At 65.5% G+C, this 25734-nt stretch carries 24 protein-coding genes; 11 read left to right on the top strand and 13 right to left on the bottom strand.

Annotated features, from left to right (window positions below; translation table 11 throughout):
- Positions 1-131: 131 nt before the first annotated feature.
- Positions 132-800, bottom strand: coding sequence for a cysteine hydrolase family protein (locus RB2654_RS22325; protein ID WP_161600682.1), 669 nt, complete (start codon positions 798-800; stop codon positions 132-134).
- Between the two features lie 420 nt (positions 801-1220).
- On the opposite strand from RB2654_RS22325, the gene RB2654_RS07175 reads away from it, so the two are divergent.
- The 3 genes from RB2654_RS07175 to RB2654_RS07185 are packed head-to-tail and all read left to right on the top strand — an operon-like array spanning position 1221 to position 4556.
- Positions 1221-2672 (top strand): aminomethyltransferase family protein, encoded by a 1452-nt coding sequence (locus tag RB2654_RS07175; RefSeq protein ID WP_008330031.1) that lies wholly within the window; start codon positions 1221-1223, stop codon positions 2670-2672.
- 55 nt (positions 2673-2727) lie between these two features.
- Positions 2728-4143 carry a phenylacetate--CoA ligase family protein gene (locus RB2654_RS07180; protein ID WP_008330032.1) on the top strand — a complete coding sequence of 472 codons (1416 nt, stop codon included), beginning with the start codon at positions 2728-2730 and terminating at the stop codon, positions 4141-4143.
- On the top strand, positions 4143-4556 hold the full coding sequence (locus RB2654_RS07185; RefSeq protein WP_040884534.1) for an acyl-CoA thioesterase: 414 nt from the start codon (positions 4143-4145) through the stop codon (positions 4554-4556). Before RB2654_RS07180 ends, RB2654_RS07185 begins: the two co-directional genes overlap by 1 nt.
- Positions 4557-4590: 34 nt before the next feature.
- Here RB2654_RS07185 and RB2654_RS07190 read toward each other — a convergent pair whose 3' ends face one another.
- From RB2654_RS07190 to RB2654_RS07215, 6 genes are all read right to left on the bottom strand, one after another.
- Positions 4591-5115: a MarR family winged helix-turn-helix transcriptional regulator gene (locus RB2654_RS07190; protein WP_008330034.1), complete on the bottom strand. Its 525-nt coding sequence runs from the start codon at positions 5113-5115 to the stop codon at positions 4591-4593.
- A gap of 68 nt (positions 5116-5183) precedes the next feature.
- The gene (locus RB2654_RS07195) at positions 5184-5897 is read right to left on the bottom strand and encodes an ABC transporter ATP-binding protein (RefSeq protein WP_008330035.1); all 714 of its coding nucleotides are present in this window, start codon (positions 5895-5897) and stop codon (positions 5184-5186) included.
- The gene (locus RB2654_RS07200) at positions 5890-6639 is read right to left on the bottom strand and encodes an ABC transporter ATP-binding protein (RefSeq protein WP_008330036.1); all 750 of its coding nucleotides are present in this window, start codon (positions 6637-6639) and stop codon (positions 5890-5892) included. Before RB2654_RS07200 ends, RB2654_RS07195 begins: the two co-directional genes overlap by 8 nt.
- Entirely contained in the window at positions 6636-7589 is a 954-nt protein-coding gene (locus RB2654_RS07205) for a branched-chain amino acid ABC transporter permease (protein ID WP_008330037.1), read from the bottom strand. Before RB2654_RS07205 ends, RB2654_RS07200 begins: the two co-directional genes overlap by 4 nt.
- Positions 7586-8449 carry a branched-chain amino acid ABC transporter permease gene (locus tag RB2654_RS07210; protein WP_008330038.1) on the bottom strand — a complete coding sequence of 288 codons (864 nt, stop codon included), beginning with the start codon at positions 8447-8449 and terminating at the stop codon, positions 7586-7588. Before RB2654_RS07210 ends, RB2654_RS07205 begins: the two co-directional genes overlap by 4 nt.
- Before the next feature lie 54 nt (positions 8450-8503).
- Complete coding sequence (locus RB2654_RS07215) at positions 8504-9673, bottom strand: ABC transporter substrate-binding protein (RefSeq protein ID WP_008330039.1); 1170 nt, start codon at positions 9671-9673, stop codon at positions 8504-8506.
- A gap of 529 nt (positions 9674-10202) precedes the next feature.
- Between RB2654_RS07215 and RB2654_RS07220 the strand changes: the two genes are divergently transcribed.
- The 5 genes from RB2654_RS07220 (at position 10203) to RB2654_RS07240 (ending at position 16145) form a co-directional block, all read left to right on the top strand.
- Complete coding sequence (locus tag RB2654_RS07220; protein WP_008330040.1) at positions 10203-11822, top strand: thiamine pyrophosphate-binding protein; 1620 nt, start codon at positions 10203-10205, stop codon at positions 11820-11822.
- A gap of 298 nt (positions 11823-12120) precedes the next feature.
- Positions 12121-13329: a C4-dicarboxylate TRAP transporter substrate-binding protein gene (locus RB2654_RS07225; RefSeq protein WP_083783350.1), complete on the top strand. Its 1209-nt coding sequence runs from the start codon at positions 12121-12123 to the stop codon at positions 13327-13329.
- Positions 13330-13408: 79 nt separating this feature from the next.
- On the top strand, positions 13409-13984 hold the full coding sequence (locus tag RB2654_RS07230; RefSeq protein ID WP_008330042.1) for a TRAP transporter small permease subunit: 576 nt from the start codon (positions 13409-13411) through the stop codon (positions 13982-13984).
- Positions 13981-15453, top strand: coding sequence for a TRAP transporter large permease (locus tag RB2654_RS07235; RefSeq protein WP_008330044.1), 1473 nt, complete (start codon positions 13981-13983; stop codon positions 15451-15453). Before RB2654_RS07230 ends, RB2654_RS07235 begins: the two co-directional genes overlap by 4 nt.
- Before the next feature lie 65 nt (positions 15454-15518).
- Positions 15519-16145 (top strand): TetR/AcrR family transcriptional regulator, encoded by a 627-nt coding sequence (locus tag RB2654_RS07240; RefSeq protein ID WP_008330046.1) that lies wholly within the window; start codon positions 15519-15521, stop codon positions 16143-16145.
- On the opposite strand, the gene RB2654_RS07245 is transcribed toward RB2654_RS07240, so the two are convergent.
- From RB2654_RS07245 to RB2654_RS07265, 5 genes are all read right to left on the bottom strand, one after another.
- Positions 16142-16921, bottom strand: coding sequence for an IclR family transcriptional regulator (locus RB2654_RS07245; protein ID WP_008330047.1), 780 nt, complete (start codon positions 16919-16921; stop codon positions 16142-16144). The genes RB2654_RS07240 and RB2654_RS07245 overlap by 4 nt on opposite strands.
- A gap of 68 nt (positions 16922-16989) precedes the next feature.
- Complete coding sequence (locus RB2654_RS07250; RefSeq protein ID WP_008330049.1) at positions 16990-18546, bottom strand: AMP-binding protein; 1557 nt, start codon at positions 18544-18546, stop codon at positions 16990-16992.
- The gene (locus tag RB2654_RS07255) at positions 18543-19334 is read right to left on the bottom strand and encodes an enoyl-CoA hydratase/isomerase family protein (RefSeq protein ID WP_040885527.1); all 792 of its coding nucleotides are present in this window, start codon (positions 19332-19334) and stop codon (positions 18543-18545) included. Before RB2654_RS07255 ends, RB2654_RS07250 begins: the two co-directional genes overlap by 4 nt.
- On the bottom strand, positions 19331-20251 hold the full coding sequence (locus tag RB2654_RS07260; protein ID WP_008330054.1) for an acyl-CoA dehydrogenase family protein: 921 nt from the start codon (positions 20249-20251) through the stop codon (positions 19331-19333). The genes RB2654_RS07255 and RB2654_RS07260 overlap by 4 nt, the downstream gene beginning before the upstream one ends.
- Before the next feature lie 2 nt (positions 20252-20253).
- Positions 20254-21405, bottom strand: a complete 1152-nt coding sequence (locus tag RB2654_RS07265; protein ID WP_040884537.1) for an acyl-CoA dehydrogenase family protein — start codon at positions 21403-21405, stop codon at positions 20254-20256.
- A 209-nt stretch (positions 21406-21614) separates the two neighbouring features.
- Here RB2654_RS07265 and RB2654_RS07270 point away from each other — a divergent pair, with 209 nt between their 5' ends.
- The 3 genes from RB2654_RS07270 to RB2654_RS07280 are packed head-to-tail and all read left to right on the top strand — an operon-like array spanning position 21615 to position 24492.
- The gene (locus RB2654_RS07270; RefSeq protein ID WP_040884540.1) at positions 21615-22745 is read left to right on the top strand and encodes an acyl-CoA dehydrogenase family protein; all 1131 of its coding nucleotides are present in this window, start codon (positions 21615-21617) and stop codon (positions 22743-22745) included.
- Positions 22742-23659, top strand: coding sequence for an acyl-CoA dehydrogenase family protein (locus RB2654_RS22330; protein WP_008330057.1), 918 nt, complete (start codon positions 22742-22744; stop codon positions 23657-23659). Before RB2654_RS07270 ends, RB2654_RS22330 begins: the two co-directional genes overlap by 4 nt.
- A complete protein-coding gene (locus tag RB2654_RS07280) occupies positions 23656-24492 on the top strand; it encodes an SDR family NAD(P)-dependent oxidoreductase (RefSeq protein WP_008330058.1) in 837 nt (278 codons plus the stop codon). The genes RB2654_RS22330 and RB2654_RS07280 overlap by 4 nt, the downstream gene beginning before the upstream one ends.
- A 400-nt stretch (positions 24493-24892) precedes the next feature.
- On the opposite strand, the gene RB2654_RS07285 is transcribed toward RB2654_RS07280, so the two are convergent.
- Positions 24893-25717 carry an SDR family NAD(P)-dependent oxidoreductase gene (locus RB2654_RS07285; RefSeq protein ID WP_008330059.1) on the bottom strand — a complete coding sequence of 275 codons (825 nt, stop codon included), beginning with the start codon at positions 25715-25717 and terminating at the stop codon, positions 24893-24895.
- Positions 25718-25734: the final 17 nt, after the last annotated feature.

The raw sequence follows: 25734 nt of genomic DNA on the forward strand, positions 1-25734 counted from the left end.
CCCCGGACAAGCGCAGAACGCGCGACGACGGAACGCGGTGCACGCCATGCACGCACGCCTGCGTAAAATCGCGGCATTTCGAGAAGTTTCGGGCCGGGCGGCACCCTCGACCGGGCGTCACGTCGGTTGCGTCAATCCGTGAAAAGCTGCGCGCTGTCCGAGATTTCCGCAAAGCTTTGGGCGACCGACCTGAGGCCTGCGACATGGCCGTCGACCGTGGGCGCGGACACCAGATCGTGCGGCATCCACGTCGCGAAATCGCGCCCCATCGCGGAACGGATCGTGCTTTCGCAACAGATATTGGTGGCGGTCCCGACGACGACCACGCCGTCGACCCCATCGTCGCGCAAACGCTCGTCCAGGCCGGTCTTCAGGAACGCGTCGAAGCGCGGTTTGTCGACGATCCAGTCCCCTGACTGGACGGTCATGCGCGGGTCGAGGTCTTGCGACTCGCTGCCCGGCAACAGGGCCTCGACCGCCGGGCCGCGGTTCTGCGGACCCACGAAATGATCGAGGTAGGTCGACCAATAGTCATCCGCGCCAATCGGTCCCGTCATGGTCCGAAGCCAGACGATCTTCGCCCCGCGGTCCCGCGCACGCGTCGCGAAGTCGTTCACCTGAAGGAAAAAGCAGTCGTCTTGTCCGGGAAGTAGCCGATAGAACGGCTCGGTCGGCACCGTCCAGCACCTTTGCATGTTGCAGACAAGGACCGCCGTGCTGTCCCAGTTCGGGGCTCCATAGACACGTGCGCCATCGCGGCGGTAGGTCGCCTGTGCGAGGATGTCTTCGATGTCTTTCATCGGTGTTTCCGTCTTCATAGGCAGGGCGACCTGCCGTTTCATCTTGGTTCCGCCGAAGCCTGAAGCCGAAGCAAACTTTGACCAAGACCCCTCCGCCCGGCCGCGGCCACGGCGTGTTCATCGCCCTGTATACGGCGCAAAGACAGAGCCACTCAATCCGGGCCGTGACGCGGACGGTGCGAAACGGGCGCGCGGGATCGAAGCGTCGGTCGGGTCCGGCGCAGACGCAATCCGGCGACCCAACCTCTCCACTTAAAGTTTCCTGACGCCCCGTTCCGGGACGTGCAGCCGAGGAAAGATGTGTTGACATCACAACTCGAAATCGACAAGGTGCACTTGTTGACATCGCAACAGATCGCTAGTCTCGAGTCGAACTGGTCACGAGATGCGATACGATGTCGGGCCAAGAGGGAGGATACCATGGCACAGAAAGATACGGGGCAGTCGCTTTCCGACCTGCTCGAAACCATTCCCAACGTCACCGATCATCTGTTTCGCAATGCGCCCAAGGCGGCGATGACGATCTACAGCCAGATGATGCCGGGCGACGGCGTGCGGCCCGAATTCACCACGTGGCGCGACGAACAATGGGCATGGCGCAACACCATCGCGGTGCACGACCAGAGCTACCACATGAACTCGACCCATGTGCGCGGCCCCGATGCGCTGGCCTTCACGCAATACTTGTCGGTCAACAGCTTCAAGACCTTCGAAATCGGCGCGGCCAAGCAACTCGTCTGCTGCTCGCCCGAAGGTTACCTGATCGGTGACGCGATCCTCTACCGGATGGGCGAAGACGACTACATGGTCGTGGGCAACCCGGCGACGACCGAATGGGTCGAATACAACGCCGAAGTGCTGGATTTCGACGTGACGACCGAGAGCGACCCGATGTGGACATTGAACAAGGCGAAGCGGCGCGAGTTCTACCGTTTTCAGGTCGAAGGCCCGAAGGCGTGGGAACTGCTGGAAGAGCTGAACGGCGGCCCTCTGCCCGAGATCAAGTTCTTCAAATCCGCCGAGATCAAGCTAGGCGACTACACCGCGCGCGGCATGCGTCACTCGATGGGCGGGATGCCGGGGCTGGAGATTTCCGGGCCTTGGGACGATTACCGCGCCGTGAAGAAGCTCCTGATGACGGCGGGCGAGAAATACGGTCTGCGTATGGTCGGCTCCATCGCCTATTTCACCACGGTGATCGAAAGCGGCTGGTGGGCGGTTCCCGTATCCGCCGTCTATACCGGACAAGGCACCAAGGGCTATCGCGACTGGATGAGCGCCAAGAACGCTTCGATGCGGATGTCGCTCGGCGGGTCGCTCTATTCCGAGAATATCGAGGACTACTACCTCACGCCGTATGACGTGAATTACGGCCACATCATCAAGTTCGACCATGATTTCATCGGGCGCGACGCGCTGGAGGCGATGGGGACCGAGCAGAAACGCCGCAAGGTGACGCTGGTGTGGAACGCCGAGGATGTGATGGGCGTGCAGCAGTCGATGCTCGAGGATACCGGCGAGGTGAACCCGCTTCCCATCACCATGCCCTTGGCCGCCATCGCACGGATGCATTACGACCGCGTCGAAGACACCGACGGTAACCTGATCGGCCTTGCGACCTATCCCGGCTACACCACCAACGAACGCGCGATGATGTCGATCGCTTCCGTTGACGTGGCCTTTGCCGAACCCGGCACCGAGGTCGTGCTGGTCTGGGGTGAGGACGGTGGCGGTTCGCGCTCGGCGGGCAACATCGAACCGCATCGGCAGGTCCGCATCCGTGCGACCGTGGCCCCCAGCCCGATCTCGAAAGCGGCACAAAGCTACCGCTCCGACATCGGGATCAAGCGCGGGTCGCTCGAAGAAGCGTGAGCCATGGGCTCCGGCGGCGGGAGGGCCGCCGGAGCCTTTCGTCAGGGAGGATGACATGACGCACCCAAGCGCCCGCGCGGACGAGACGCGCAAGACATGGAAAGCCGTGCTCGAGACGTATCACGAGGATCGCTCGACACCGGTCACGCCGGAATACTGGTCGGACAAGGACACGTGGTCGCGCGACCGGATCGAAGCGGTCCAGAACGAAAAGATCGCCGCTGTCGCGCCGTTTCTTTATGAAAACAGCGCCTTTTACCGTCGCCGTTTCGACAAGCTGGGCGTGGCCCCCACGGACCTGAAAGACGGCGACAGCCTGATCGCCAACTGGCCCATCGTCACCAAGCAGGAGATGATGGAGGACGCGACCGAACATCCGCCCTACGGCACCTATACCACCTGTTCGGACGAGGACTGGGCCGACCGCGGCTGGATGCTGTTTTCGTCTTCGGGGTCGACAGGTGTGCCCCGCGTGTTCCGCTACACCCATTTCGACCGCCAGTATTGGGAACAGGCCAACGCCCGCGCGCTTTATTCCGGCGGGCTGCGTCAGGGCGACAGCGCGATCCCGATGGTCGGCTTCGGCCCGCATGTGTTCGCCTGGGGCGTTCAATACACACTGGCCAAGATGGGGCTTCCCGTCGTGCCGGGTGGCGGTGTGGACGGCCACGCGCGCGCGTCGTTCATCGACCGCTTCAAACCCACCGTCCTCGTCTGCACCCCGTCCTACGCCCTGTATCTAGGCCGCGTGATGCAGGACATGGGGATGGACCCGGCGGCCACGTCAATCAAGTGGATGGTCACGGGGGGCGAGCCGTTCTCAGGCGTTTCCGGCACGCTCGAACGGCTGCAAGACCTGTGGGCGGCCAAAGCGGTGGAGTTCTACGGCTGCACCGAAGCCTCCCCCCATTGCGGTGGCTACTCCTGCCCCGAATATCAGGAAGGCGACGAGCCGTTCATTCACTTCATGGAAGACATCCAGCTTTGGGAAACCGTCGATGCCGATACCCTCAGCCCCGTTGCCGACGGCGAGCGCGGGCTGACGGTCTGCACCAACCTCAACTCGGAAAGCTCCGCACAGCTTCGCTTCCTCGTGGGCGACTATACCCGCCTCAGCCGTGAACCCTGTGCTTGCGGCCGCAATCACGTTCGCGGGCTGGGGTGCATGACCGGCCGTTCCGACGACCTCATCAACCTGCGCGGCATCAAGTTCTTCCCGGTCCAGATCGAAGAGGCGGTGCGCGCCGTTCCCGGTACCGGCGACGAGTTCCAGATCCGACTGACGACGCAGGACGACGGCCTCGACGTCATGCGCGTGCTGGTCGAACACGAAAGCGACGTGGCCGACCGTGTGGCCAAGGAAATCCGCTCGCGTTGCGAAATCCGCTGCGCGGTCGAGGTGGTGACGCCGAACACCCTGCCGAAATCCGAAATGAAGGCGAAACGCGTCTTCGACGAAAGGAACAAATGATGCTGTCGAACACCCTCAAGCGCCGTGTGGAATGGGGCGATTGCGACCCGGCGGGCATCGTGTTCAACCCGCAGTTCTTCCGCTGGTTCGACCACGGCACCTCGATGCTCTACGAAGCCGCAGGGTGGCCCAAGCAGGAGATGCTGGCGAAATTCGGCGCGGCGGGCTGCCCCCTCGTCGACACCCGTGCGACGTTCAAGGCACCGTGCAGTTACGGTGACGATATCGAGATCACGACGGAAGTGGCCGAAGTGAAGGACCGTAGCTTCGACATTCGTCATACGCTTACGAAGAACGGCAAGGTCTGTGTCGAAGGGGTCGAAACCCGCGTCTGGACCGTGAAAGACCCGGAGCGCGGCCTGAAATCGGCGCCGATCCCCGAGGAGCTTGTCCGGCGTTTCCGGGCGGAGTGAGACCGGAAGGCCGGGCCTGTCCCCGCCGTGCGGCCTAGAGGTCGTCGACGTTGCGCCGCATGATGCGGATCACGCGCAGGAAAGCCTCCAGATCGTCCGGGTCCACGCCCGCGATCAGCTTGCGCTCGCGCTCCAGCGCGGCGGCGAGGATCGTGTCGTGGATCTCGTACCCTGCCTCGCTCAACGTCCATTTCCGGCGGCGCGGATCGTTCTCGAACGTCTCGAAAGTGACCATACCGACCTCGGCCAGCTTGGCGAGCGACCGGCTCGTCGCGCCCTTGTCGAGCGACACGACCGAGCAGATGCGGGAGGCCGGAATGCCCGGTTCGATGGCGAGCATCGAGATCACGCGCCAATCGACGATACCGATCCCGTAGTCGCGCAGGTATTGGGCCGACGCGCCCGACGAGAGCGCGTTGTTCACCGACGACAGGAAGTAGGGAATGTAGGTGTTGATGTCGATGACGCGATGACCGGCCTTGCCCAGCCGCGTCGGGCTGGAAATCCGTGCTTCCGGGCAGCGGCCCGCTCCGTCTTTGGATTTGTCGTCTTTCGCCATGCACCGGCCCCGCGTAGATCGTCACCTCGAACTGTCCAATGGCGGGCCGACTGTCAAGGGCGACAGGTTCAGTCCGCCAGCATCCCGACCCCGACGTGGCGTTCGACCCGTGCGGGATCTGCCCGGAGCGCCTCGGCGGTCGCATCCTCGACCACCGCGCCCGCGTCGAGGATCACGACACGTTCCGCGAAGTCCAGCGCCAGCTCCGTGTGCTGTTCGACCAGTAGAACGGTATGTGTGCCGTCCGCCGCAATCCGTTCGAACGTCTCCATGAGCATGTCGCAGATCACCGGGGCCAGACCTTCGAGCGGCTCGTCCAGCATCAGCAGGCGCGGCTGACCGAGAAGCGTGCGCGCGATGGCGAGCATCTGCTGCTCACCGCCGGAAAGCTGGGCGCCGCCGTTGCTGCGCCGTTCCGCAAGACGCGGAAACATCTCATACGCCTCGTCGATCCGTGCATCGCCGCGCAAGCCCGCGAGCAGGTTTTCTTCCACCGTCAGCGAGGGGAAGATGTCGCGGGTCTGGGGCACAAGCCCAAGACCGGCCCCCACCCGTTTGTGCGGCGCAAGGGTCGAGACATCGACGCCCGCCGACATGACCCGGCCCGCGTGCAGCCGGGTCAGGCCCATGACGGTGGACAGGAGCGTGGTTTTTCCCACGCCGTTGCGGCCGATGATCGCCACCCGCTCGCCCTGCCCCACCGTCAGGTCGATCCCGTGCAACACCGTGGTATCGCCATACCCCGACACGACGCCTTCGAGCTTGAGCACCGGATCAGCCATGATGCGCCCCCAGATACAGGTCGCGCACCCGCTGGTCCGCTGCGATGTCTTCCGGCGCGCCCTGTGTCAGGATGCGCCCGTTCACCAGAACGATGATCGACCGCGCGACGCGGAACACCAGCTTCATGTCATGTTCGATGATGAGCACGGCGAGGTCGTCGGGTAGCCGTTCGATCGCATCCGTGATCAGGTGGCTGTCGGACGACGGAACCCCGGCCGCCGGCTCGTCCAAGATCAGGACGCGTGGCTTGAGCATCAGGGTCATCGCCATTTCCACCAACCGCTGCTGGCCATAGGCAAGGTCGGAGACGCGCTTGTCGCCCAAGGGGGCGAGCCGGAAGGCCGCAAGCTGCGCGGCGATCTCGTCCTCGACATCGGCCCAGCTGTCGGCGCGTCGGAACCAAGCCCGCGCCCGCCCATCGCGTTCCTGCGCGGCAAGACGAAGGTTGTCGCGCACCGTGAGGTCGCGAAACAGCGTGGTGATCTGGAACGTCTTGGCGATGCCCGCCCGCACCCGCTCGGCCTCGCCCATGGGGCGGATGTCGCGCCCGTCCAGCGTGATCTCGCCCGCGCTGGGGGTCAGCTTGCCCGTGATGAGGCTGGAAAAGGTCGTTTTGCCCGCCCCGTTCGGTCCGATCAGCGCGACGCGGGCGCCGGATGGCAGGTCGACGTTGATGTCGTCGGCCACCACGATCCCGCCGAACCGTTTCTGAAGCCCGCGCACCTGAAGCCCGGTGGTCATGAGCGCCTCCCCAACCGCATGAGCGCCGCCGGAAGCCGGATCATCCCGCCCGGCAGGAAAAAGACGACGCCGAGGACGAGGAACCCGATCAGGAACAGCCAGTTGAACGGATCGGCACTGGCCGCGACATGATGCACGGTCATGAACAGGACGGTGCCCACGATCGCGCCCCACAGCCGCCCGGTCCCCCCGAGGATCAGCATGATGAGCGCCTCGGCGGACAGCGTGAAGGAATAGACTTCGAGACTGACGAGTTGGGTGACCTGCGCCGCCAGCGCCCCGGCGATTCCGGCAATCCCGCCACCCAGGGTGTAGGCGAGCACCTGACGGCGGTAGACCGGCGCGCCGATGGCGGTCATGCGTTCGGGGCTTTCGTGAATGCCGCGCAGCGACAGGCCAAGCGGCGCGGCGGCCAGCCTGCGCAGTGCGAGAAAGACCACGAACACCACGACCGCCACATACCAATATGCCGTGCGGCCGATGAAATCGAACTCGAACAGGCCCAGCACCGGCTCCATCCGGATACCGCGCAGGCCATCCGCCCCGCCCGTCACGTCGCGCGCCTTGTTCGCGATTTCATGGCAGATCTGCGCGACCGCGATGGTGAGCATGATAAGCGTCAGGCCCTTGGTCCGCATGAGCACCAGACCCGACACGACCGCGAGGATCGCACCTGCCACCATCCCGACCACCAGACCGGGAAGCGGCGCGGCCGTCACGTGCACCGCGAACAGCCCCGCCGCATATGCCCCGGTGCCGTACATCGCCGCCTGACCCAGTGTCGCGATCCCCGCGAACCCGAGCACGAGGTCGATCGACAGCACGAAGAGCACCATGATGAGGATGCGCGTCACGAACGCGAGGTTGTAGGGGAAGGCGAAGAAGGCCGCGATCACGACGAGGACCAGAAGCGCCTCGGCGGCGAAGGGGATACGGGCGAGACGTGTCATGCGAGCCGCCCCCACAAACCCTTGGGCCTGACCGCGAGGAACACGATGATGCAGGCGAAATAGAAGATCGTCCCGTATTCAGGCACGAGGTAGCGCGATGCGGTCTCGATCAGTCCAAGGCCCAGCGCGGCCGCGAAGCTTCCCGCGAAGGACCCCATGCCGCCGACGGCGACCACGACCAGAAAGAGCACCATGTAGCGCAGCGGATAATAGGCCTCGATGGGCAGCATCTCGGCCCCGAGGATACCGCCGAGGGCTGCGAGACCCGCACCAAGGCAGAAGGTCGCGGAATAGATCAGGCCGGTGTTGATCCCGATGGCCCCGGCCGTCGCACGGTTGTCCACGGCGGCGCGCAGTCGGATTCCGAACCGGGTCCGGTCGATCAGCAGCCACAGCCCGATGATGACCGCGACGCCGACCCCGATCACGACGATGCGGTGCAGTGGCAGCGTGCGAAACCCAAGGTCCACCGACTGCGCAAGCCCGCCGGGCAACGGCAGCGCAAGCAGCGTGGAGCCTTGGAGGCGGTTCACGGTCGCAATCATCAGGAACGTAAGTCCGATGGTCGCCAGCACCTGCTGCAAGTCGCCGAATCCATAGATGCGGCGATAGATCAGCCGCTCCAGCGGCCAGGCGAGCGCGACGGTGGCCGCGATGCCCAGAAGCGCGGCGGGAACGTATCCGACGCCCGCCTCGCTCATCAGAACGTGGGCGACGACACCGCCCAGCATGGCGAACCCGCCGTGGGCAAGGTTGATGACCCGCATCAGCCCCATCGTCACCGACAGGCCGACCGAGATCATGAACAGGATCATGCCATAGGCGACCCCGTCGATCAGGATGTTGAGAATGAGCGACATCGCCTGCCCTGCTGCCGGTCAGGCAAGGCGCCCGAAGGCGCCCTGCCCCGTCCTTTACTTGCCCCAGCCGAGATCGCCCACGGTGGCGATCACGCCCTTTTCGCGGTTGACCAGAAGGCCGCTTTCCGCGTCTCGCTCGACTTCGCGGATATAGACGTTCTGCACGACGGTCCGCGTTTCCGGGTCCATGACCAGCGGGCCACGCGGGCTTTCCCATTCCAGCCCCTTCGCCGCTTCGATCGCTGCGGGCCCGTCGGATCCTGCCGCCTCGACCATTTCATAGATCAGGTGCGTGCCGTCATAGGCCCCGATGGTCGCCCAGTTGGTCACCGAGTCCGGGTGCAACTCGAGATTCTTTGCGATGAAGGCCCGGTTCATGTCGCTGTCGTGGTCGGCGGAGTAGTGGTAGGCGGTGGTGAGGCCGATGGCGGCATCCCCGAACGCCTGAAGGTTCGATTCCTCCGTCTCGGCCGTGCCCAAGAACATGATCCCCTCGTCGCGCAGACCGTTCTCGTTATAGGTCTTGGTGAACCCGAAGGTGGGCGGGCCGCCGGGCAGGAAGGTGAACAGCGCATCCGGCGACTGGTCGCGGATCGACTGGATGAACGGCGTGAAGTCGGTGGTCGACAGCGGCATCCGGATCGAATCCAGCACCTCGCCCCCGGCCTCGGTGAAGGCCGCGACGAAGGCATTCTCGGCGTCGATCCCGGGGCCGTAATCCGTCACCGTCGTCACGACCGAGCGGATGCCCTGTTCATAGGCCCATTCCGCCAGCGGCATCGAAACCTGCCAGAGCGTGTAGCTGGTGCGCAGATAGAATTCGGACTGCGCGTTGATCGCACTGGTGGCGGCGTTGAAGATCACCAGCGGCGTCTCGGACTGGTCGAGAAGCGGGGCGACGGCCATCGCGTTCGGCGTGAACACGTAGCCTGCAAGGTAATCCACCTGCTCCTTGATCAGAAGCTCTTGGGTCAGGCTGCGGGCCTGATCCGGGTTCGGGCCACCTGAGTCCTTGTAGATGAACTCGATCTCGTGCTCGCCGGCGGTGGTGCCGTGCTCGGCCTGATAGACTTCGATCGCTTCCTGAAACTGTTTGCCGTAGAGCGCGAACGGCCCCGAAAACGGCGCGACGACGCCGACCTTGATCGTGTCGGCCTGCGCACCGAGGCTGGTTCCGAGCAACAGAAGAGCGGCGGCCGAAAGGCCGGTAAAACTGACTTTCATGATGTCCTCCCTTGGCCGGTTTCCCTCTCCGGCACGTTCATCACGTTCGTCAGGATTTGTTGCGATGTCAACAGGAATTTCGAAACGGACCTTGTGGGGTGCCGGTGGCGGGGCTTCTCGAATGGGTCCGGGCAAGAGCAGGTTCACCCGCTTTCGTCGCGCCGAAGTTGTGTCCCTCACCGGACGTTTTGCGGGGGCAGCGCGTCGAGGTTGCGCCTTGGCTGGCTCGCCCTCGCATCTGAGAAACTTCGCTTTCACGGCTCGGCGGTGAGATACCCGTCCGAACCTGTGGCAACGGTTTCAAGGCGCTACAACTGTAGCGGATAAGCCTTTGATCTTACATCACGTTACGGCTGGCAAAGTAAGCGTCGCGGATGGTTCAAACCGAAGAGACAACCGCTACGCCCTCTCTCGTTCCACCAAGATCGGACAGACCTCCCGAACGTCTCCATTGCCCGACCCTGCGAATTTCGCTAATCCGTGAGTTAGCGAAATCAAGACGCCAGCTCAGCCGGCCACGGGAGTCGACATGCCCAATCACCTGTTCGCGGGTCTCGCCCGCAGTCTCGCGGCACATGGCGTGACACATCTTTTCGGCGTCGTGGGCGATGCCAACGCCTATTTCGTCGATGCCTACGCGCGGCTGGACGGCACGCATTACGTCACCGCCGCGAACGAAAACGGTGCCGTGCTCATGGCCATCGGCGCTGCGATGCTGACAGGCGACGTCGGCTTTTGCACCGTCACCCACGGCCCGGCTTTGACCAATTGCGTCACGGCGCTTGCCGAGGGGGCGCGGTCGAATACGCCGATCGTGCTCCTGTGTGGCGACACGCCGGTGCACGACCGCGAGAACCTTCAGAACATCGACCAGAAGGCGGTGGTCCTGTCGTCGGGCGCGGGGTTCGAGCAAATGCGCAGCCCGCAAACGGCCCTCGACGATCTGGCGCGCGCCGTGCGACGTGCCAAGGCCGAGCGGCGGCCCATCGCCTTCAACATGCCCGCCGATTTCCAATGGTCCGATGTCGACGACCATGACGTAAGCTGGGACGTGCCCGCCCTGCCCAAGACCGAGATCGAGGGCGACGCGCTGGACAACGCGGTCGGCATGATCGCCGCCGCGCGCAGGCCCGTTGTGCTGGCCGGGCGTGGTGCTATCGACGCGCGCGACGCATTGCTCGCGCTCGCCCGCCGTATCGAGGCGCCGGTGGCCACGACGATGCGCGCCAAGAATCTGTTTCGGGGCGAGGCCCACGCGCTTGGCGTTTGCGGCACCGTCAGCACGCCGCAGGCGACCGATGCAATCATGGGCGCGGACTGCATCATCGCGTTCGGCGCATCGCTCAATTTCCACACGACGGCGCAGGGCGCATTCGTCAAGGACAAGCGCGTGATCCAGATTGCGGACCGGGCCTGCGACCTCGGCACCGGCGCGGTTGCGGACGTGTCGATTCTGGGCGACCCGGCGAGCGTGGCCGACACCTTTCGGTATTGGATCGACGAGGCGGACATCCCCGGCTCGGGCTTCACCAACGATCTGCCCGCTCAGGGGTTGGACATGCCCCCGCCCGCGACCGCAACGACCCCGCGCGACGGCTCGGTGGATTTCCTGACCACGCTGGCGCGGCTGAACGACATTCTGCCCTCGGATCGCACATTGGTCACGGACGCGGGCCGCTGGATGGTCAAAAGCTATGGCCTGCTGACGGCCCCCGGCCCCCGCGACCACGTGACCTCGGCAAGTTTCGGGGCCATCGGGCTTGGCCTTGCCACCGCCGTCGGCGCTGGCGTGATGCGGCCGGACCGCCCGACCGTGCTGTTCTGCGGTGACGGCGGCTTCATGCTCGGCAATCTGGCCGAGTTCCATTCGGCGGTGCGCGCGGGCCTCGACCTGATCGTGGTGCTGTTCAATGACGGGAGCTACGGGGCCGAGCATATCCAGTTTCGCGACAAGCAGCTCGACCCCTCAATCACCTTGTTCGACTGGCCGGAGTTCACGACCGTCGCCCGCGCATTGGGCGGCGACGGGGTGGCGATCCGCTGCGCGGGTGATCTGGATGCTCTCCCGGAGGCTCTTGAAAACAGGCCCCGCACGGCGCCGTTTCTGATCGACGTCCACCTCGACCCCGACTTCGTCGCGATGTGGTGACCCGTCCCGTATTTTGCGACGGCGCAGGCCTCCGTCTCATAAAGCGGGACAAAATCGGCGTCATCTCACTTTTCGGGACACGAGTTGTCACAGGATGGAGTGAATTTTCCCGCACGAATAAGCCATGAAATCATAGGGATATGTCGCGTCACCCCACCTTCACGCAAAATTTTTCGCTTACCAGCGAATTAGCCAAGCATGAAATCTTGTCCCACAAAGTAGGAGGTGCTAGCGTTCCTGACATCGCGGCCCACGCCGCGACAAGGACAAGCGCCGGAGACGGCACAGGGAGGAACTGATGACATTCAAGACTTGGACAAGTGTGTCCGCCGTCGCGCTGATCGCGATGTCGGTCACGTCGCAGGCCACAGCGCAGGAATGGCTCGACAATCTCGAGCCCATGACCCTGAAACTCGCCGATTTCTCGGGCGACCAGAACGCCAACTTCGGCAAGGCAATGGTCGCGTGGGAGGAGTCGATCACCGAATTCACCGACGGCAAGATCACGTTCGAGAACTACTGGTCCTCGTCCCTGCTGGGTGCGCTCGACACGCTGTCGGGCGTGGGCGACGGGGTGGCCGACATCGGCCTTATCATCCCGTCCTACATGCCGCAGGAACTGCCCGTGGGATCGTGGCTTTTCGGCATGGGTGCCGCCCTGTCCGGCTCGACCGTGCACGACGTGGCGGCGGGCGGTGCAGCCGCGCTGGAAACCGTGCTGACCTTCGAGCCGCTGACGCAGGAATATGCCAGCCACAACGTGAAGGTGCTGCAAGCCACGGCGACGCCCGCTTACAACTTGCTGTGCAACACGCCGATCTCGACCCCCGAAGACGCGCAGGGCAAACGCGCCCGCGCCATCGGTGCCGTCTGGTCGCAGACCGCCGAGGCGCTCGGCATGACGCCCGTGTCGATCGCTTGGGGCGAGGCCTATGAGGGCCTGCAACGCGGCGTGTTCGACTGCATGGTCATCAACCCGAACCAATATGCGGACGGGCTGGTGCTGAAAGACGTCGCGCCGGAATACGTGCCGGTGACGATGGCGCAGCTTCAGGCCTCGACCTGGGTGATGAATCTCGACGTCTGGAACGACTTTCCGAAAGAGCTTCAGGACTTCATCACGCAGGCCAACGTGAAGGCCGCCTATGACATCTGGGAAGGCTACATGGACATCGAGGCCAAGGCGGGCGAGTTGATCGCCGCTGGCGACGTGATCCACACGAACGACGTCTCGGCACTGGAGCCCATCGCCAAGGAACAGCGCGCGGCCTATGTCGCGGGTCTGGCCGACACGGCACCGGACAGCGTGAGCGATCCGCAGGCCTTCGTCGACGACTATCAAGCGCGCATCGCCTACTGGACCGAGGCGCTGGTCGCCGATGGTTACGAAGTGGCCGAGCGCACGCCTGAGGCCATCGTGGACGCCTTCGCCGGACTGTCCGAGGTGGACCTGTCGAACTTCTACGAGAAGTTCAATTCCGAGGTCACGCCCGGCCTTATGAACTGAACCTCTCCGGCCCGCCCCCCAAAGCCGGGGCGGGCCGCCCTTGCTTCGCCGCCGTTTCGGGTGAAGGATTTCAAACATCATGACCGACGTGAACCGACCCGCTGACCCGACCGGCCCCGGGCCGACCGACCCCGCGCTGTTGCGGCTTGTCGACGGCTTGGCATTGGCCCTCGCCCTGATCGCAGGTGTCGCGCTGGTACTTCTCGCCGTGAACGTGCTGGTCGACGTGACGGGGCGCGCGGCGATGAACCGGCCCTTCCCCGGCACGCTGGAATACACCCAGAACTGGTGGATGCCGACGCTCACGCTGATGGCCTTCGCCTTCACCGAATGGAAGCAGGAACATATCAAGGTGACGATCCTGCTCGACACGCTTCCGGCAACGATGCGCCGGATGGTCGAAGGGGTCTTCGGTCTGATCGCCACCGTTCTGCTTCTGGTGCTGGCGTATCATGCGTTCAACGAGGCGATGGATGCGGCCGCTTTCGGCAAGACCACGTCGTCCAGCCCGCCGGTCGCCGTCTGGCCCACCATGTTCATGGCCCCCGCGGGGGTTCTGGCCCTTGCCCTGCAAACCGCGGCCACCAGCTTTCGCTATTTCTCGGGGCGCTATCCGCTGCCCGACACGGTCCATGCCGAAGGGGAAGCCGTATGAGCGCCGAGGCCGCCACCCTGTCCCGCCCCGCCTCGCGCGTCGGCGTCGTGATCTTCGTCATCGCGCTCATCGTCGCGGGCGGGTCGCTTTACCTGATGCTCGCAGGCGATCTTCCGAAACAGATCGTGGGGCTTCTGATCGTGCTTCTGTCCATCGTGCTTCTGCTCATGGGCATCCCTGTCGGGGTCGCGATGCTGGGCGCTGCCGTGATCGGGCTTTACAGCCTGTCGGGCGCGCGGGTTGTGCGCTCGACCATGGAGAGCGTGGCCTTCGACGCGACCGCGTCGTGGTCCCTGTCCGTCATTCCGATGTTCATCCTGATGGGCATGATCCTGTGGAAATCCGGCCTCACGACCTCGGCCTTCGGCGCGGCGCGCGTGTGGCTGGGCTGGATGCCTGGCGGGCTGGCGGTCGCCACGAATTTCGCGGGCGCGGCGCTGGCAGCCAGTTCCGGCAGCACCATCGGCATCACCTATGCGCTGGGGCGCGTGTCGATCCCCGAAATGCTGAAATCCGGCTACAGCCCGCAACTGGCGGTGGGCAGCGTCGCCGCAGCGGGCACGCTGGGGCAGATCATCCCGCCCAGTCTTTTGCTCGTCGTCTATGCCGGGGCCGCGTCCTTGCCGGTCGGACAACAGCTTCTGGCCGGCGTCATTCCGGGCCTGCTCCTCGCCTTTGCCTTCGCCGCGATGATCGTGGTCAGCGCCAAGCTGCGCCCCGGCCTTGCCCCGCGTGTCGATATGTCGGACGTGACATGGGGGATGCGCTGGCGCTCGGCGCTCGACGTCATCCCCATCGCCATCGTCATCACCATCGTGATCGGCGGGCTGTTCGCGGGCATCTTCACCGCGACCGAGGCCGGGGTCTGCGGCATGTTCGCCGCCTTGATCCTTGGCGCCATCCATCTGTTTCGCACCGGAGGCGGGTTTCGCGCGGTGGTCCGAATGCTGCGCGAGTCCCTGATCGGCACGCTGACCGGCACCGCCTCGGTCTTTCTGCTGATCGTCGGCGTCGCCGTCCTGACCCGCGCCATGGCGCTCAGTCAGGTGCCCAACTTCATCGCGACCGAAATCGCGGAACTCGGGCTCGGACGCATTGAGCTTCTGTTCATCCTGATCGTCGCCTACCTGATCCTCGGCATGTTCATGGACACGCTGGCGATGATGCTACTCACCATCCCCGTTCTGCTCTCGCCGCTTATCTCGGTCGGCGTCGATCCGCTCTGGTTCGGCGTGTTTCTTGTCGTGATGGCCGAAGTCGGGCTGCTGACCCCGCCCCTTGGTATCCTGACGTTCATCGTCCACCGGATCGCGTCGGACCCCGAGGCGAACCTCGGCAAGCCCATTTCCCTCGGCACCGTGTTTCTGGGCGTACTGCCCTTCGCCCTCACCGCCATCGCGGTGGTGATCCTTCTGATCCTCGTGCCGGGCATCGTGACGTGGTTGCCCGGCGCCAGCACGATGCGATGAGCGGCGCGGCTTGCGAACCCTGCGCGCCCGGTGGCAAAAGGCGCGACGCGTGAAAGGACACTTCGATGAACGCGAGCGTTGAACTGGGCCCCAAGAAAGAGCGGCGCGAGGAATCCGACCGCCGGATGCTGCGCGCGGCCATGGCGCTTATCCGCAAAAAGGGCATCTCCGGCGCGAACCTCGCACAGATCGGACTCGATGCGGGTTACAGCAAGGGCCTCCCGGTGCAGCGGTTCGGCACCAAGCTCGCCCTCCTGATCGCCGTGCTCGACGCGATCGAGGACCGCTTCCTGCGCCATGTCGAAAAGCGTGTGGGCGACCGCCGGGGCTGCGCGGCGCTGGCCGAACGCATCCGCCTGCAACTCGACGCCGTGCGCGACATGCCCGACAGCGCCATCGCCCTGTATCACCTGATCGTCGAATCCATGGGCGCGAGCCCGGACCTGCAACCACGTGTCGCGTCGCTTCAGGCGGCCTATCACGCCAACCTGCGCAGCTACCTGAAACAGGCGCAGGACATGGGCGAGTTGCTTCCCGATATCGACATCGACCAGAGCGCGCGCATGATCTCAGGTACGATCAGCGGTATGAGCATTCAGGCCATCGTGGACGGTCATACGGACAGGCTGGCCGACGATGCCACATACCTTGCCGAAATGTTCATTCGGCACGTCGCACGCGGCCCGACCTAACCGACGGGCCCGATCCGGTCCTCGGTCGCGTCGATCTCTTCCGAAATGATCCGCTTCCAGTCCTCGATACGGGTGTCGTTCACATCCTGTGCGTGGACGGCAATGGAAATGGCAAGGTCCGGCTGGTCCGAGAAGGCCCTGATGCCCCGCCCCAACCCGAAGATCGAGCGATAGGCCCGCCCCCGGCTTTCCGCAAATCCGGTGCGGCGGGCGCGTTCCATCGCGTCGCGCACGCTGTCGGCGCTCAGGCTTTCGAAGGCGTCGAACTCCGGCGCGATGGCCGCGATCACCCGTTCGGCGGTCGCGTCCGGCAGCCCGGCGAGAAGTGCGGTGGCCCCCGCCCCGACGCCCAGATAGCGCCGCTGGCCGACTTCGACCGGGATCACGCGGATCACGGTGCGGCCTTCGGCCTTGTGAATGCACACCGCCTCGAACCCCGAGCGGCGCATCAGGTAGGTGGTCACGTTCGCGCGTTCGGCCACCCGGTCGACGCAGGCCGTCCACGGGGCGAGGCCCAGCACGCGGTCGCTGACGGCGAGGCCGAGCTCGTAGCTGAGCATCCCCACCTCGTAACGGCGGGTGTCGGCGTTGTAGGCGGCCAGCCCGGTATCGGTGAGGCTCTTCAGGATGCGGTGGGTGGTCGAGCGCGGCAGACCCACGGCTTCGGAAATCGTGCGCAGGGTCTTGGGCGCGTCGCCAGACACATGCGCGATCTGCTTCAGGATCGCCGCCGCGCGCCGGATCGCCTGGGTTCCGTCCTGATTGCCGTCTTTCATTCTGGTCTTGCCTTCCGTTCGCCCAGCGCGATCGGCACCGAACATCGCCTGCACGCGCCGAACCGCACCTACGCCTTCGCGACCAGCGCCGCCGCCTTGGCCCGCAGGTCAGGTTTCTGCACCTTTCCCACCGCGTTCATCGGCAGCGCCTCGAGCCGTTCGAGACGTTCGGGAAACTTCTGCCGTGCAAATCCGGCGGCCAAAAGGTGATCGGTCATTGCCGCGAAATCGAAGCCGTCGCGCGCCACGACGAAGGCCACGACCATTTCACCGCGTTCCGGGTCCGGTGCGCCGACGATGGCGACCTGATCGACCAGAGGATGCGCGAGCAGCGCGTTCTCGATTTCCAGCGGGCTGATGTTTTCGCCCTTGCGGATGATGATGTCTTTCTTGCGCCCGGTGATGACGATGAAACGGTCGTCCACGAACCGGCCCAGATCGCCCATGCGGAAAAAGCCGTCTTGGGTAAAGGCGCCCGCGTCATCTTCGGGGTCGAGGTAGCCCACGAACATCTGCGGTCCGCGCACGCAGATCTCGCCCTCGTCCAGCATGATGTCGAGGGCCATTTCGCCGTCGGTTTCGGCATGAGCCTCGGCGGAGGCCCGGTCGCGGATGCCGGGGCACGCCAGCGGCACTTCGGTCGAGCCATAGGCGCGCGAGACGACGGATCGCGGCCATGCGGCAAGAGCGCGGCGCACCAGTTCGGGCGGCACGCTGGCCCCCCCGCAGACGAAGCGGCGCAGGCTTGGCAGGTCGGACCCCGCCTGCCCCGCCGCATCCAGAAGCCCGGTCAGGAACGGCGTCGCCCCGGCCATGAACGTGGCACCCTCGGCGTCGATCCGGGCCACGGCGCGCGCAGGCTCCCACCGATCCTCAAGCACCGTGCGGCAGCCGGTGATCCAAGGGAACTCGAAGGCATAGATCGACCCGCCGATATGGCCGATGGGCGATGGGACATACATGACGTCCTCGGCCCCGAGCGACCAGAACCCGGCGGTGTTACGAACCACGGCGTCGAGGCTGTCATGGGTGTGGATCACGCCCTTGGGCCGCCCGGTGCTGCCCGACGTGAAAATGACGATCTTGGCGTCCCGGCTGTCCGGCAGACGCGACTTGGCTGGCGGACCTGCGATCAGATTGTCGAACCGGGCCGCGCCGGGCGCGTCGCCGCGCACGTTCACGACATGGGCGGGCGGCGTATCGAGCGCGGCCACGATGGCCGGGTGATCGACCTTGTCCGAGGCGGGCGGCAGAAAGATCGCCTCGACCCCGCAGGCGGGCAAGATCACCTGCAACTCGGCCTTTCGGTAGATCGGCAAGAGCGGCACGATCCGATAGCCGAACAGTGCGCAGGCGAGGTTGATGACCGCCGCCTCCCACCAATTCGGAAGCTGGAACGCGATGGGCGCGCCGGGGGTCAGGCCCATTCGCTCGAAGGCCCCGCCGAGGCGCAGCGCCATGTCCAGCATGTCGCCACGTGTGAGGCGGCGTTCGCCGTCGCGGATCACTTCGCGGTCGGGGTCTTGTGCCGTGAGGTCCAGCGCGATCTCGCCCAGACCGGGACGACGCGGTGCGCGGTGACGGCCGGGGGAGAGCCCCGCCATCCGCTCGTCGATCTTGCTCATTTCCGTTTCTCGCGGGCTTTGGCGAGGAAGGCATCGACGCGGGCCTTGTGTTCCTCGGTACGCACGGAGAGGGATTCATAAGCGATGCCGGGGTCCATCAACGCATGGGCCACCCGCTTCAGCTCCATATTCATGACGGTCTTGGTCCAGCGGATCGCAGGCTGCGCCCCGGCGATCAGCCTGTCGCAGAACGCGTCCACGGCGGCGTCGAGCGCTTCGTCGGCGACCACGTGATTGACCAGCCCGATCTCGCCCGCCTTGGCCGCAGTCAGGGTTTCGCCGGTCAGCAGAAATTCCTTTGCGCGGTGAAGGCCGATGAGCGCGGGCCAGATGATCGCGCCACCGTCGCCCGCCACCAGACCGATGGCCACATGCGGGTCGCCGATCTTGGCGCTTTCACCGGCAAAGGTCACATCGCAAAACAACGCGATGGTCGCGCCCAGCCCGATGGCCGCGCCGTTGACCCGCGCCACCACGGGCTTGTCGATGTCGAGCAGCGTGAAGATGAGCGCCTTGGCCTCGGCGGCTTCCTTGTCGAAGAGGGTCGGCTCGTCGATGACGCGGCGCATCCCCTCGATGTCGCCGCCTGCCGAGAAGGCACGACCCGCTCCGGTGATGACCACAACGTCGCTGCCGGTGTCGTCGCGGGCGAAGGCCAGAGCGTCGATGATCTCGGCATGCATCGGGCCACCGAAGGCGTTGAGCACCTCGGGCCGGTTCATCGTGATCGTCAGCCGCCGCCCGGTGCGGGTCAGCAGCAGGGTTTCGAACTTTGGCAGGTCGCTCATGCCGCCCTCCATCTCGCTTCAGCATAGTCGAGGAAGGCCATCGGCGCGCCACCCATTTCGGCCCGCAGCGCGCGGGCGCGGTAGGTCCAGCGGTGCAGCGGGTGTTCCAGTGTCAGGCCCATCGCCCCCATGAACTGGTGCAGGTCATAACCGATCCGCGTGGCGTGGTTCTGGACATGAGCAAGCGCGAGGCTCGCATCCTGGGGTGCGCGGCTGGACGCGGCCTTGAGCATGAGGAGCCGCGCGCCTTCGAGCCAGACCGCATCGGTCGCGAGGCGATGCTGCACACCTTGAAAACTGCCAAGGGCTTGGCCGAACTGGGTCCGCTCGCGCACGTGGGCGAGGACCGAGGACAGGCCTCCGGCCAGGACACCGGACAGCTCGGCGGCCAGCGCGATCTGCCAGAGTGTGCGGATTGTGGCCGGGTCGACGTCGAGCGTCTGCCAGTCCAGCTTGTCCCGCGCCATCTCGCCCATCGGATAAGCAAAAAGGCTATCCACCTCGCGCGCCTGACCGTCGAGCCTCGCCAGCCGCACCGCCCCGTCGGTGATCGACAGGAGCGCCCCCGCCTGCGGCAGGAACCGGATCGCGCCGGGGGCTTCATCGTCCACGACGGCCAGCGGGCGCGGCACGTCATCGCCGAGGAAGGGGCGCAGCAGCGCCGAGGCCGCGCATTCGACCGTCACCGGGACTTGCGCCACCTCGTGCACCATCGCTGCGGCGGCCACGGTGCCGAGGTCCGGCTCTGCGGCGGCGTCATAGAACCCGGCCTCTTCGAGCCGCGCATCCAGCGCCGTGCCATAATCGAACCGCCCCCAATCCGCGACGGTGTGAAAGCCGGTCTCGGCCTCATCCCCCAACATCTGGGCGAGCACGGTGACGAAAGTCGCCTGATCTTCGTTGAACGCAAGGTGCATGGTCAGGCCCCTTTCGGCAGGTCGAGGTGGCGGCGGGCCACGAGGTTCAGCTGGATCTCCGCCGCCCCCGCCGCGATGCCGGTGACGATGGCGCGTTCGTGGTGGGCGAGCATGCCCGCGTGGCCGTCGCCCGAGAAACAGTCGGGCAGGAAATCCATCCCGAAATCCGTCACCGCATGGTCGGCTTCGACCACCGCGACGCGGGCGAGGTTTGCGGCGGTGCCCGGCGGCACGCCCCGCGCGCGCTCGTCCACCACACGGTAGACCAGAAGCCGCGCGGCTTCGCAGGCCGCCGCCGCCTCGGCCGCCTTGGCGCGCACGATTGCATTGCCGAACGCACCCCGCGCCTTGAGTTCGCCGACCATCAGGTCCAGCACCTGAGACGACATTTCATAGCGCGGGATGCCGACGCGTTCGTTGGCCAGCGCGTAGGAGATGATCGTCCACCCCTCGCCCTCTTCGCCAAGACGGCAGGAGGCGGGAACGCGCACGTCCGTGAAAAAGACCTCGTGAATGTCGCCGTGGCCGATGAGGCTGGGGATCGCGCGGACCTCGATGCCGGGCGTGTCCATCGGGACGAGGAAGATCGCGATGGCCGAGCGCCCTTGATCGGCCCCACCGGTGCGCGCGAGCAAAAAACAGGTGTCGGCCATGCCCGCATAGGAAGTCCAGATTTTCTGACCATTGATGACGTAGTCGTCCCCATCGCGGATTGCCTTGGTCCTGAGCGAGGCGAGGTCTGACCCCGCACCGGGCTCGGAAAACCCCTGACACCAGATCGCGCGGCCCGCCGCCATTTCGGGAAGGTACTGCGCCTTCTGCGCGTCCGAGCCGTAGCGCATCAGGACCGGGCCGATCCAGTTGACGTTCATGTATTGCCCGCCGCGCGGCTCGCCCACCGCCCACATCTCTTCCCCCATGATGAAATGTTCCCACGTCGGGCGGTCCGCGCCGCCCCATTCGGCGGGCCAGTGGGGGACGAGCAATCCGGCCTCGGCGAGTTTGGGGCAGAATTCGAGCGAGAACTCGGTCTGTTCCCGCGAACCCGGCCCGTGCCGCGCGATTTCGTCCCAGTTCGTGGGCAACTCACGGTCGAGGAAGTCACGCACCCGCGCGCGGAAGGCGTCGTTTTCCTCTGTCCATGTGAAGTCCATCGAAAGCCCTCCCATTATGCGGGACAGTTTCTGGCCCGCGCGGCGGAATTGAAAATGCCGCCCGACCCGCCCCATGTCAACAGTCCCCGGCTTGACCAAGATGTTTTCAGGCGTATAGCCTATGGCCGAGCCGGGAAGCCGGGCAGAGGGAGGAAACAGCCACATGCAATTCTTCGATCCCATGATATGGAATTTTGTGGATGAATGCGATGCAGCTTGACATGACGGCCGAGGACGAGGCGTTTCGCGCGCAAGCGCGGGACTGGCTCATCCACAACCGCCCGACCGCACCTGCGCCGCGCGAAGGGCAGGCCTCGCGCACATACGCGACCGACTGGTTGGCGAAATGCGCCGCTGCGGGGTGGTCCGGGCTGGCGTGGCCCAAGGAATACGGGGGGCACGGTCTGTCGCCTGCGCGGCTTTTGATCTGGTACGAGGAATACGCCCGTGCCCGCGCGCCCTCACCGCTCGACTGCACCTTCGTCGCGCTGAACCACGCCGGGCCGACCGTGTTCGCACGTGGCACCGAAGCCCAGAAGGCATTTCACCTGCCCCGCATCCTCGATGGTCGTTCGATCTGGTGTCAGGGGTTTTCGGAACCCGGCGCGGGTTCGGACCTCGCCTCACTCAAGACGACGGGGCGGATCGAGGGCGACCATCTTGTCGTCAACGGCCAAAAGATCTGGTCAAGCTACGCCGACATCGCGGATTATCAGGAGCTTCTGATCCGCACCGATCCGGGATCGAAGCGCCACAAGGGGCTGAGTTGGGTGATCTGCGACATGACGCTCCCCGGCATCACGGTGCGTCCGATCCGCAACATGGCGGGCGTGACGCATTTCGCCGAGGTGTTCTATGACGACGTGCGCATCCCTTTGGACGCCGTGGTGGGCGAGGTGAACGACGGCTGGTCGGTCGCCATGACGACGCTCGCCTTCGAACGGCGCACGGCAGCGATGGCCCTGCAACTCGACCTGTCGGTCAAGGTCGAAGAGCTGATCGCACTTGCCCGACCCACTCCCGGCACCGCGACCGCAGAACGCCTTGCCGACCTGCGGGCCGAGGCGGCGGGGGTGCGGGCCATGACCTACCGCACGGCGCTGCGTGACCCGGACACGCCCTTCGACGGCTCGCTCGTGCGGCTGACCTTCGCGGAACTCGCCCAGCGGATCGAGCGTGCGGCGATGGACGTGCTCGGCCCCGACGGTCTGACCGACAGCCATTGGACGCATGGCTACCTTGAAAGCTATTCCGAGACGATCGCGGGCGGCACCGCGGAAATTCAGCGCAACATCATCGCCGAGCGCATCCTCGGCCTGCCGCGGGAGGCCCGGTTATGAGTTTCGATCTGACCCCCGGCGAAGACCTGCGCCAGATCCTCGACGCCGCGCAGGCGATGCTCGACAGCCACTATCCGGTGGCGCGTCTGCAAGAGGGCATGGGCGGCGATGACCTTGACCCGCTGGAGGACTTCGGGGCCTTCGCCCTTGCCCTGCCTGAGGATGCGGGGGGCGCGGGCTTCAGCATCGTGGAAGAGGCGCATCTGCACGTGGCTTTGGGCCGTCACCTCGTCGGCCCCGGCGCGCTCGCCTCCGCCATCGCACGGCGGCTGGACGCGGGCGTGACCGCCTGTATCGGCGTCGCGAGCAACGGAACATGGACACTCGTCGACCCGGAGGGCGCGGATCACGCGGTGATACGGGTGGACGGCGGTTTCGGCCTTTCGCCCGTCACCGACCCGAAGACGACCGCCCCGCTCGGCGCGGGTCTGCCCGTCGCCAAGATGGCGCGCACCGGCACCAATCGGCCCGTGGACGCGGACCTCGCCCGCCTGCTTGCCGCCGCGCAACTGCTGGGCGTCGCCACCGGCGCGCGGGATCTGGCGGTCGACTATGCCAAGATCCGCGAGCAGTTCGGTCAACCCATCGGCACGTTTCAGGCGATCAAGCACCATACCGCCAACATGACGCTGGGGATCGAGATGGTGTCGGCCCTGCTCGACATGGCGGCGATTGCGCTCTGCGACGGTCACCCGGACGCGGGCTTTCAGGTCGCCGCCCTTACCCGCCTCGCCCCGCGCGTCGCGCTCGACAACGCGCGCACCGGCATCCAGATTCACGGCGGCATCGGCTTTTCCGCCGAGGCGAACGCCCATCTCTTTCTCAAACAGGCCCATGTGCTTGCTCAGTTCATCGGACCAGCCGATCTTCTGAGCCTGCCCGCACCGCTCGCGCCCTATGGAGACAACGCATGAAATCAGCCATCGTCACCGGCGCCTCGAGCGGTATCGGCCTCGCCACCGCGCGCGCATTCCTCGAAAACGGCGTCGCCGTGGTCGGCGTGGGCCGGGACGCGACGAAACTCGATGCCGCGCGGGCCAGTCTGGCCGACCTCCCCGCCCCGATGGTGACGCTCGCCGCCGACATCACCGACGACGACGCGCCGAAACGGGCCGTGGCGCTGGCGATGGACGAATTCGGGCGCCTCGACCACCTCGTCAACAACGCGGGCGTCGGCAGCCCGGAGCCGGTGCATTCCACCGATGACGCCACGCTCGACCGGTTTCTCGACCTCATGCTGCGCGCACCGTTCCGCCTGTGTCGGGAGGCGCTCACGGCGTTCGGCGACACGGCGACCATCGTCAATGTGTCTTCGACCTATTCCCTTGTCGGCGGATTGCGCGGTGGGGCCTATTCGGCGGCCAAGGGCGGGCTGAACGCGCTTACGCTGCATATGGCGGCGCAATACGGGTCGTCCGGCGTGCGCTCGAACGCGGTCGCGCCGGGGGTGATCCCGACCCCGATGACCGAGGCGCGGCTGGAGGTCGAAGCCTTTCGGCGCATGAACACCGACATGACCCCCGCCGCCGGATGGGGCACGGTCGAGGACATCGCGAACGCGATCTGGTTTCTGTCCTCACCGCAGTCGGCCTGGATCAATGGTCAGATCTTAGCGGTCGACGGCGGCTGGTCTTCGACCAAATACCTGAGCGAAACCGCGCTTTCGGCACCCCGCGAGGCGGTCGAACCCGACTGGACGCATTCGGGGCGCAAGCGGGCTGAGGGGACGCCCGACAGGGAATCCTGATGGATTTGCCTCGAAAGAGGAGTGAGCACCAATCGAGGGGTCATGGATTCGGAAGACGTACTCGCACGGCTTTCAGGTAGGGCGACTTCGGTATCCCCGTTTTCCACAGAGGCCGAGTTACGCCTCATAGGGTCAGCGCAATGGACCCGGAGTTCATGGCTGCATGATTGGCCGCAACGCTCAAGCGGCGGAACCGGAGCATGACTTGCTCGCACCGTCGAAATGGCGGAAGCGCGATCCCTCAGGATAATCGCCACACGGGACGCGGGCATCGTTTCGCCGTGCCGACAAGGGTTCGGTTCGGGATTGCTCGAATGGCGGACGAACGCCGCCCTTTTTCGTGCCCTGATCCCGACGATCTCTTGGGTTTCCATGTCATGTATTCCGCCCCAAGAGCGGTTCAGTCGTCGAAGTCTGTGCTGCGCGTCTGCGCCTCCCACGCCGTCATCTCGGCGTCCATCTGATCGCGCTTTTGCCGCACACGGGTCAGCGCGTCGGTGCCCAAAAGCAAATGTGTGGGCGGATGCGCAGCCTGCGCTAGCTCGACGATCACCGCTGCGGCGCGGGCGGGGTCGCCCAGTTGCCGTTGGTTGACTTGGCGCAGGGACGACAGCGCCTTGGCCGCGGCGCCCCCGTTCTGTGCACTTGTCTGTCCATCCTTGGGCATCGTCGCGTTTTCCAGAAAATCGGTGCGGAATTGGCCGGGCGCGATGGCGGTCACGTGGATGTCCGTGCCGGTAAGCTCGGCGGCAAGGGCGGCGGAAAACCCCTCGACCGCGGCTTTCGCGGCGGCGTAGGCGGCGGTGGCGGCACCGGGTGCGCGGCCCGCGACGGATGTGATGTTCAGAATGCGGCCAGCCCCCTGCACACGTATGTGAGGCAAAAGCGTGCGGCAGATCCGGATGCCCGCGAACACGTCGACCTCGAAAAGCGTTTCAAGCTGGTCGTCGGTCAGATCATCCAGCGCACCGATGACGCCGAACCCGGCGTTGTTCACGACGATGTCGATCCGGCCATGGACCGACAGCGCCTGACGGGCCGCCGCTTCGGCCGCCCCCGGCTTGGCAAGATCGACGGTCAGAAGATGCAGCCGATCCCCGGCATTCTCGACGTGTGCGGTGCCGTTGCGCACGGTGCCGATCACCCGGTCGCCAGCGGCCAGCGCGGCGGCCGCGATGGCTTGGCCCAGACCGCGCGAGACACCCGTGATGAACCAGACTTTCATGTGCGCCCTTTCGCGTC

The organism is Maritimibacter alkaliphilus HTCC2654 (genome assembly GCF_000152805.1).
GTDB lineage: Bacteria > Pseudomonadota > Alphaproteobacteria > Rhodobacterales > Rhodobacteraceae > Maritimibacter > Maritimibacter alkaliphilus.

Coding starts and splice junctions, on each gene's coding strand:
- RB2654_RS07230 (WP_008330042.1), top strand. CDS start 13,409: ATGACCGACGTGAACCGACCCGCTGACCCGACCGGCCCCGGGCCGACC.
- RB2654_RS07190 (WP_008330034.1), bottom strand. CDS start 5,115: ATGGCGAAAGACGACAAATCCAAAGACGGAGCGGGCCGCTGCCCGGAA.
- RB2654_RS07185 (WP_040884534.1), top strand. CDS start 4,143: ATGCTGTCGAACACCCTCAAGCGCCGTGTGGAATGGGGCGATTGCGAC.
- RB2654_RS22325 (WP_161600682.1), bottom strand. CDS start 800: ATGAAAGACATCGAAGACATCCTCGCACAGGCGACCTACCGCCGCGAT.
- RB2654_RS07235 (WP_008330044.1), top strand. CDS start 13,981: ATGAGCGCCGAGGCCGCCACCCTGTCCCGCCCCGCCTCGCGCGTCGGC.
- RB2654_RS07195 (WP_008330035.1), bottom strand. CDS start 5,897: ATGGCTGATCCGGTGCTCAAGCTCGAAGGCGTCGTGTCGGGGTATGGC.
- RB2654_RS07175 (WP_008330031.1), top strand. CDS start 1,221: ATGGCACAGAAAGATACGGGGCAGTCGCTTTCCGACCTGCTCGAAACC.
- RB2654_RS07240 (WP_008330046.1), top strand. CDS start 15,519: ATGAACGCGAGCGTTGAACTGGGCCCCAAGAAAGAGCGGCGCGAGGAA.
- RB2654_RS07210 (WP_008330038.1), bottom strand. CDS start 8,449: ATGTCGCTCATTCTCAACATCCTGATCGACGGGGTCGCCTATGGCATG.
- RB2654_RS07205 (WP_008330037.1), bottom strand. CDS start 7,589: ATGACACGTCTCGCCCGTATCCCCTTCGCCGCCGAGGCGCTTCTGGTC.
- RB2654_RS07180 (WP_008330032.1), top strand. CDS start 2,728: ATGACGCACCCAAGCGCCCGCGCGGACGAGACGCGCAAGACATGGAAA.
- RB2654_RS07260 (WP_008330054.1), bottom strand. CDS start 20,251: ATGCACCTTGCGTTCAACGAAGATCAGGCGACTTTCGTCACCGTGCTC.
- RB2654_RS07270 (WP_040884540.1), top strand. CDS start 21,615: ATGCAGCTTGACATGACGGCCGAGGACGAGGCGTTTCGCGCGCAAGCG.
- RB2654_RS07250 (WP_008330049.1), bottom strand. CDS start 18,546: ATGAGCAAGATCGACGAGCGGATGGCGGGGCTCTCCCCCGGCCGTCAC.
- RB2654_RS07200 (WP_008330036.1), bottom strand. CDS start 6,639: ATGACCACCGGGCTTCAGGTGCGCGGGCTTCAGAAACGGTTCGGCGGG.
- RB2654_RS07285 (WP_008330059.1), bottom strand. CDS start 25,717: ATGAAAGTCTGGTTCATCACGGGTGTCTCGCGCGGTCTGGGCCAAGCC.
- RB2654_RS07220 (WP_008330040.1), top strand. CDS start 10,203: ATGCCCAATCACCTGTTCGCGGGTCTCGCCCGCAGTCTCGCGGCACAT.
- RB2654_RS07245 (WP_008330047.1), bottom strand. CDS start 16,921: ATGAAAGACGGCAATCAGGACGGAACCCAGGCGATCCGGCGCGCGGCG.
- RB2654_RS07280 (WP_008330058.1), top strand. CDS start 23,656: ATGAAATCAGCCATCGTCACCGGCGCCTCGAGCGGTATCGGCCTCGCC.
- RB2654_RS07225 (WP_083783350.1), top strand. CDS start 12,121: ATGACATTCAAGACTTGGACAAGTGTGTCCGCCGTCGCGCTGATCGCG.
- RB2654_RS07265 (WP_040884537.1), bottom strand. CDS start 21,405: ATGGACTTCACATGGACAGAGGAAAACGACGCCTTCCGCGCGCGGGTG.
- RB2654_RS07255 (WP_040885527.1), bottom strand. CDS start 19,334: ATGAGCGACCTGCCAAAGTTCGAAACCCTGCTGCTGACCCGCACCGGG.
- RB2654_RS22330 (WP_008330057.1), top strand. CDS start 22,742: ATGAGTTTCGATCTGACCCCCGGCGAAGACCTGCGCCAGATCCTCGAC.
- RB2654_RS07215 (WP_008330039.1), bottom strand. CDS start 9,673: ATGAAAGTCAGTTTTACCGGCCTTTCGGCCGCCGCTCTTCTGTTGCTC.